Source organism: Acidithiobacillus sp. TH-A36, assembly GCF_057473445.1.
Genome location: NZ_JBYCKP010000701.1, coordinates 1 through 5,064, shown reverse-complemented (window position 1 = coordinate 5,064; position 5,064 = coordinate 1). Strand labels below are relative to the sequence as shown.

Here is a 5,064-nt window from a genome sequence, read left to right as displayed (position 1 = left end):
AGGGAAATGTGCCAGAGTTATTGGGAGCCCACACAGACGCTTTTGCGACAGGCGCAAACGATGCAGCAGCATCTCGTGGCGGGTCGAGTGAGCGGATAAGGTGCAGCGAAGTGGGTAGAGGCTCTCAGTCAGTAATCAAACCAAAGGAGAAATGGAATATGAACTTGCAAACCGTAGAACAGCAATATAACCAGTTGCAGCAGGAAAATCAGGGGGTCATGCAGGCCCTGCAGACGCTTGCCGGAAAACTCAAGACGGCAGCGGATGGCGGCAACCAGGACGCCCGCGAATGGCTGCTGGATCTCAAGGAGCTGGCCCTGAACATCCAGACCGAGCAGCAGCAGATGATGACGCTCATGCAGGCCATGCACCAGGCCGTTCAGAACGATGTGGCCAGCATGCAGCAGAATAATCCAGCCTGGCAGCCCGGTTATCCGCAAACACCCCAGGTAGGCCAGCTGCAAGGCTACCCGCAGCAACAGGGCGGCGGTTTCCTGAACAGTCTCGAACATTCCGGTTTTGGACAGATGCTCATGATGGGCGCCGGTTTCGGGATCGGTGACGATCTCATCAACAGCATTTTTTGAGCGCCATTGAGGATATTAACAATGATACGCACTTTGCTGGTTTCATCCATGCTGCTAGGTAGCGTGGCTTTGGCTGGTTGCGCAAACAGCCCTTATGGTTCCCCTTATGGATACACTCAGCCTGGCTACTCGACCCCTAGCAGCACTACCACAGACACGGCGGGCGGTGCGGTACTGGGCGCAGTAGCGGGTGCCGTGATCGGCAATCAGACCGGAAGCCCTCTGGCGGGTGCGGCCATTGGTGCCGGCGTCGGTGGACTGGCGGGATACGCTGTGGGTCACAGTGGTTCGGCGCAGTCGGCCGCACCGAATACGCCACCCCCGCCCTGCCCGCCTGGTTACACCTGCACACCCCAATAAATCCGGAGAAAACCATGCGCGGAACCATTTTGAGTTTCACCGGACAAGAGGGTGTTATCAGCAGTCAGGGAACCCAATATCCCTTTCGTCTCGACCAGTGGAAAAGCGATCAACCTCCCGCCCCCGGCCAGAGTGTGGAGTTTACCGTGCAAGGCACCGATGCGGTTGCTGTGACGCGGGTGGATACCACCCAGATGCTGGAAGAAAAAGGCCGGATCTGGTTGGGTCAGGCCAAGAATATCGCAGAAAACACCTACAGGGATGCAGGGAGGCCCGTCACCATCGCCTATGGGGTATTTGCAGTATTCGCACTTTTTGCGGACGTGGTCCGTGACGTGCCGATTACGTTGCCCGGTCTGGTCAATGGTTTGTCCTGGGAGACGCTGGCCAACTCCAGCGGTATGAATGGTGGCTTCGGGTTTTTGCTGGTTATGCTGGCCATCCTGAGCATCGCTGTTCCGGTCTTCTGGCGGCACCCGGCGGCACCTCTGGCCTATACCCTGCCCTTGATCGTGACGTTCATTGGCATCTACAACCTGTATTCGGCTGTTTCTGCCCTTTCCGGTCTGGCCGGCGCATTCGATGCCCGGATGGGTTCCTCCGTGAGTAGCCATGCCTTTAACAGCATTACCCTGTGGTTCTGGCTGACCTTCTTTGTGGCGATTTACCTGGCGATCATGGGTTTTCGTCGTTACCAGGCCAACAAAGCCACTGCTAACCCTGTCTGAAGAAAAGGAGAACAATACTGTGAACAAACCGCAACTCCGCTCTATGACTTCATTCGCCGTTCTGGGGCTCGCCCTGGGGATGGCGGGTTGTGGGTCATCCCATCATGGCGACAACAATGCAACCGCATCCTCAGCAACAACGCAATCTGCCCAACAAACCGGGGCGAACAGTCCCGTTGCCAATGCCTTGAATGCGTTCGGTGATGCCAAGTTTCACCGGCTCACGGTGAGTGCCCCAGTCCATAAAAAAATTATTGGGCCAATGCCCGATTGGAACACGCCCATCAAGGACTATGTACCCCTGGTAAAGAATGAACAAATGGCCGAACAATATGTTGCCCATGACCATAAACTCAGCGATAACCAGATCGCCAGCATCCTGTATGCGAAATATGCCACCCAAAAAGATGTCTTCAAGAAACAGGAAATGCTCAAAAAACTCAAGCCAGTGATGGATAAGCGGTTGGCGGAAATCCGCCGTCATCCGTATGTTTACACGCCCAAGCTGACAATGACCCTGCGCAATTATTCCTTTAAGAAGCATGGTTTCAAAGTTGCGTTCGCCTTACTTTTGAGTGGTGGAACCATGTATTTCCCAAACGGAGATGGTTACCCCGTTTATAGCGCTACGCTCCTCAATCATGAAGATTTTTCGTTTCTGCCCGTCAAAAACACAGCACTGGCCAAGAAGATTGAAACTTTTGTAGCCAAGAACCAGTCGCTATATGTACGCATTTATATGTTTGTGAATGGGGCCGACAGAACAGAAGTGAGAGCGGTTGGCACGCGGGTCAATGTTTACGGCCCCAATAAGCATTTGTTAATGGTTTATACGCCGCATCGTTCTTGACCGCGATTGGTTAACCCGGAGCGCCCTCTTGCGGGAGCTTATCCACATATTCTGTGGGCAAGCTTCCGCATAACTTTACTTGTCTCATGTATTACAACGGGATAACTGAAAGCCTCAGTCCTTGGGATCAAGAGCGTTGAGTAAGGATCATCATGGACTGCCCATATTGGGTGAAATCCCACCCGTGTCCGCATTTCTCGGTATTGCCAGATAAAGTCACTCCCGAAAAGCGATAGATTGGTCATTGGACAATCCGTTACAGCGGAACGTCTGTTACTGTAACAACGACAACTACCTAAACGCTCGTTTGTGAGATTTTGCCATCGCAACGGATTTGGACTAAATCTTGCCGGTTCGTATGGCGTTGGAGTGAGCGCGATAAGGATCATTTAAGAGCATGACGCTTTTCGAGGCTGGGAATTTTCTTGATCTTCTCTGCGATGTTGCTGATTCTATCCATAGAATTACCGGATGTAACCGCAAATCAGGAGAAAGATGAATGAAAAATTCGCGTAAATCACAGCGTTTATCCCTGCAGCTTGCCGCAACCCTGCTTCTTGGCAGTGCTGTTCTCTGGACGCCACTGGCGCATGCCGGACTGCTCGGTGCCATCAATGACGTGGCCAATGCCGCCGATGATTCGGGCGTGAACGTGCCCAACAGTGTGTATGCAGCAGGGCAGGTGGCCAACGACTTGCAGGCAGCGGGGCAGGAAATCACACCGACAACGCCGCAACCCGCGTCACAGAACACCGGAAGCTGCCCACCCGGATACAGCTGTACGCCCCAGGCCTCCGCACCGATCTGTCCTCCAGGAGATACCTGCACGCCGCAATCTGCGGTACATCCGCAATCCACTGAGGCATCGGACAATGCCATTCTGCAATCGCAACTGGGATTTTCCATTCTGCCCAGAGAACAAACGCATTTGAATAATCCGAATTACATCCAGTTTGCCATGCCGACCCGCAGCTTTATTGCGGTGAACGATCCGATTATAGAGACCATCGGTAATGCCGGGCACTACACCAAATTTGAAGTAAGCCGCAATAACCGGCAGCTACCGTATCTGTCCCCCGCGCAGTGGCAGAAGTACATCGTGGAAACTTATCGCTTGTGGCCATCCGTAGCCCCAATCCCCACACAAAGTCTGGTTCCTGGCGACGCGCACGGGGGGCTCTATACGGTGTCTGAGGCCAACTATCAGTTTGCTACCCGCCATGCAGTGAGTTTTTTCATGGGCGATGCCCAGGGCGCGGTCAAGATTGCGGAAGAACGATCACAGGGTCAGCATGTCCCCAATCTCTGGGTCATCATGGACCCGGACTGTACGCTTTCCCATGACTTTTTCCTGCAGGCAGAAAAATATGCGGATGCTGGCCAGATCGTCATCCATGCCATGGTGACAGGCCTCGATGCCGGAAGTGCCGGACGGGCTGAGGCGATCCTGTCCTCCCGTGTGGCCGGTGCATCGGGTGCCGGTGTGGGAGAGATGGCCGAAAACACGCTGGCCCAGGACTACAATGATTTTTCTTACAGCCCGGAAGTGGGGGGAATCGCGCCCATGCACGGGGATGCGACCGCCCGTCATCTGGTCCATGTCAACGACCGCCTGGCCTATGCCATCGGGCATACCTATGCCAGCAGTGGCGAGGCGGTTGTGTATCCGACCATGCTGTTCCGTTATCAGGGGACGGATTATCTCTATGCCAACATCCATTCATCGCCTATTTGGTACACCGCATTGCTGAATAAGCTGGCAGGTGTGTAGCGCGTAGCAGCCTGCAATCGAAAACCTGTGCGGTAGGGTTTGTCATTCGCCAGGTTTTTTACGCCCCTTATTGGGGATGTAAGCCCAAACATAGAGGCTGCTCGTTGCAGTGAGTGGGTAGCTTGGTCGTCGAAAAGCAGCGATGATGGGCTATCACTGCGATCAGAAAGGATTTTTTACAGGCCCACTATTAGCATGTTTTACGGGATCTTGATTCAGATGTTCTGGCAGGATCATGCCCCACCACATTTTCATGCCCTGTACGGGGAGTATGAACTGCTCATCAATATTCGTACCCTGGAAATTCTCCAGGGCGAAATGCCCAGGCGGGCGCAGGCGTTAGTGTTGGAATGGGCACAGGAACATCGGACCGAACTCATGGAGAATTGGGAGCTATGCACACACACAACCAGTCGCTCAAAAAGATTCATCCGCTACCCCAGTACCACCGATCTCCCCGAAAGCCCCGTGGCGGGTGGTATCCGTACGCGCACTCGACGGATATCGGCTGTATGTCCGCTTTGTGGACGGTACGGAAGGCGAGGTCTGGATGGATGCTCTGATTCATAGTCCAGGCGCAGGCGTTTTTGGGTGCCTTGCAGAGCCCAAGGTGTTTAGTGCTGTGGGCCTGGAACATGGCGCGGTGACGTGGCCGGAGGAAATAGACCTGGCTGCGTATTCCGGCGATCGTGGGCAGTGATTCCGCTGATCGTGGGCACCCCCGAAAAGCGTACATTCTGGTCACCGCCATTTTATCCCCAGGTGGTC

The 5,064-nt window shown here is 54.2% G+C and carries 7 protein-coding genes; all 7 read left to right on the top strand.

What is annotated here, in order from left to right; genetic code table 11:
* The first annotated feature begins 158 nt into the window (after positions 1-158).
* Positions 159-587: a hypothetical protein gene (locus AC2VLY_RS17460; protein ID WP_486893077.1), complete on the top strand. Its 429-nt coding sequence runs from the start codon at positions 159-161 to the stop codon at positions 585-587.
* 21 nt (positions 588-608) lie between these two features.
* Positions 609-947: a YMGG-like glycine zipper-containing protein gene (locus AC2VLY_RS17455; protein ID WP_486893078.1), complete on the top strand. Its 339-nt coding sequence runs from the start codon at positions 609-611 to the stop codon at positions 945-947.
* Between the two features lie 14 nt (positions 948-961).
* The gene (locus AC2VLY_RS17450) at positions 962-1,675 is read left to right on the top strand and encodes a hypothetical protein (RefSeq protein WP_486893079.1); all 714 of its coding nucleotides are present in this window, start codon (positions 962-964) and stop codon (positions 1,673-1,675) included.
* Positions 1,676-1,694: 19 nt separating this feature from the next.
* Complete coding sequence (locus AC2VLY_RS17445) at positions 1,695-2,525, top strand: hypothetical protein (protein WP_486893080.1); 831 nt, start codon at positions 1,695-1,697, stop codon at positions 2,523-2,525.
* 499 nt (positions 2,526-3,024) lie between these two features.
* Positions 3,025-4,296 (top strand): hypothetical protein, encoded by a 1,272-nt coding sequence (locus tag AC2VLY_RS17440; protein WP_486893081.1) that lies wholly within the window; start codon positions 3,025-3,027, stop codon positions 4,294-4,296.
* Between the two features lie 195 nt (positions 4,297-4,491).
* Complete coding sequence (locus AC2VLY_RS17435; protein WP_486922743.1) at positions 4,492-4,866, top strand: DUF4160 domain-containing protein; 375 nt, start codon at positions 4,492-4,494, stop codon at positions 4,864-4,866.
* Positions 4,772-4,996 carry a DUF2442 domain-containing protein gene (locus AC2VLY_RS17430; RefSeq protein WP_486893082.1) on the top strand — a complete coding sequence of 75 codons (225 nt, stop codon included), beginning with the start codon at positions 4,772-4,774 and terminating at the stop codon, positions 4,994-4,996. Before AC2VLY_RS17435 ends, AC2VLY_RS17430 begins: the two co-directional genes overlap by 95 nt.
* Positions 4,997-5,064 lie beyond the last annotated feature (68 nt).

What these genes read in the sequence shown, in the direction of transcription:
- AC2VLY_RS17450 (WP_486893079.1), top strand. Translation starts at nt 962, where the DNA reads ATGCGCGGAACCATTTTGAGTTTCACCGGACAAGAGGGTGTTATCAGC.
- AC2VLY_RS17460 (WP_486893077.1), top strand. Translation starts at nt 159, where the DNA reads ATGAACTTGCAAACCGTAGAACAGCAATATAACCAGTTGCAGCAGGAA.
- AC2VLY_RS17435 (WP_486922743.1), top strand. Translation starts at nt 4,492, where the DNA reads ATGTTTTACGGGATCTTGATTCAGATGTTCTGGCAGGATCATGCCCCA.
- AC2VLY_RS17440 (WP_486893081.1), top strand. Translation starts at nt 3,025, where the DNA reads ATGAAAAATTCGCGTAAATCACAGCGTTTATCCCTGCAGCTTGCCGCA.
- AC2VLY_RS17455 (WP_486893078.1), top strand. Translation starts at nt 609, where the DNA reads ATGATACGCACTTTGCTGGTTTCATCCATGCTGCTAGGTAGCGTGGCT.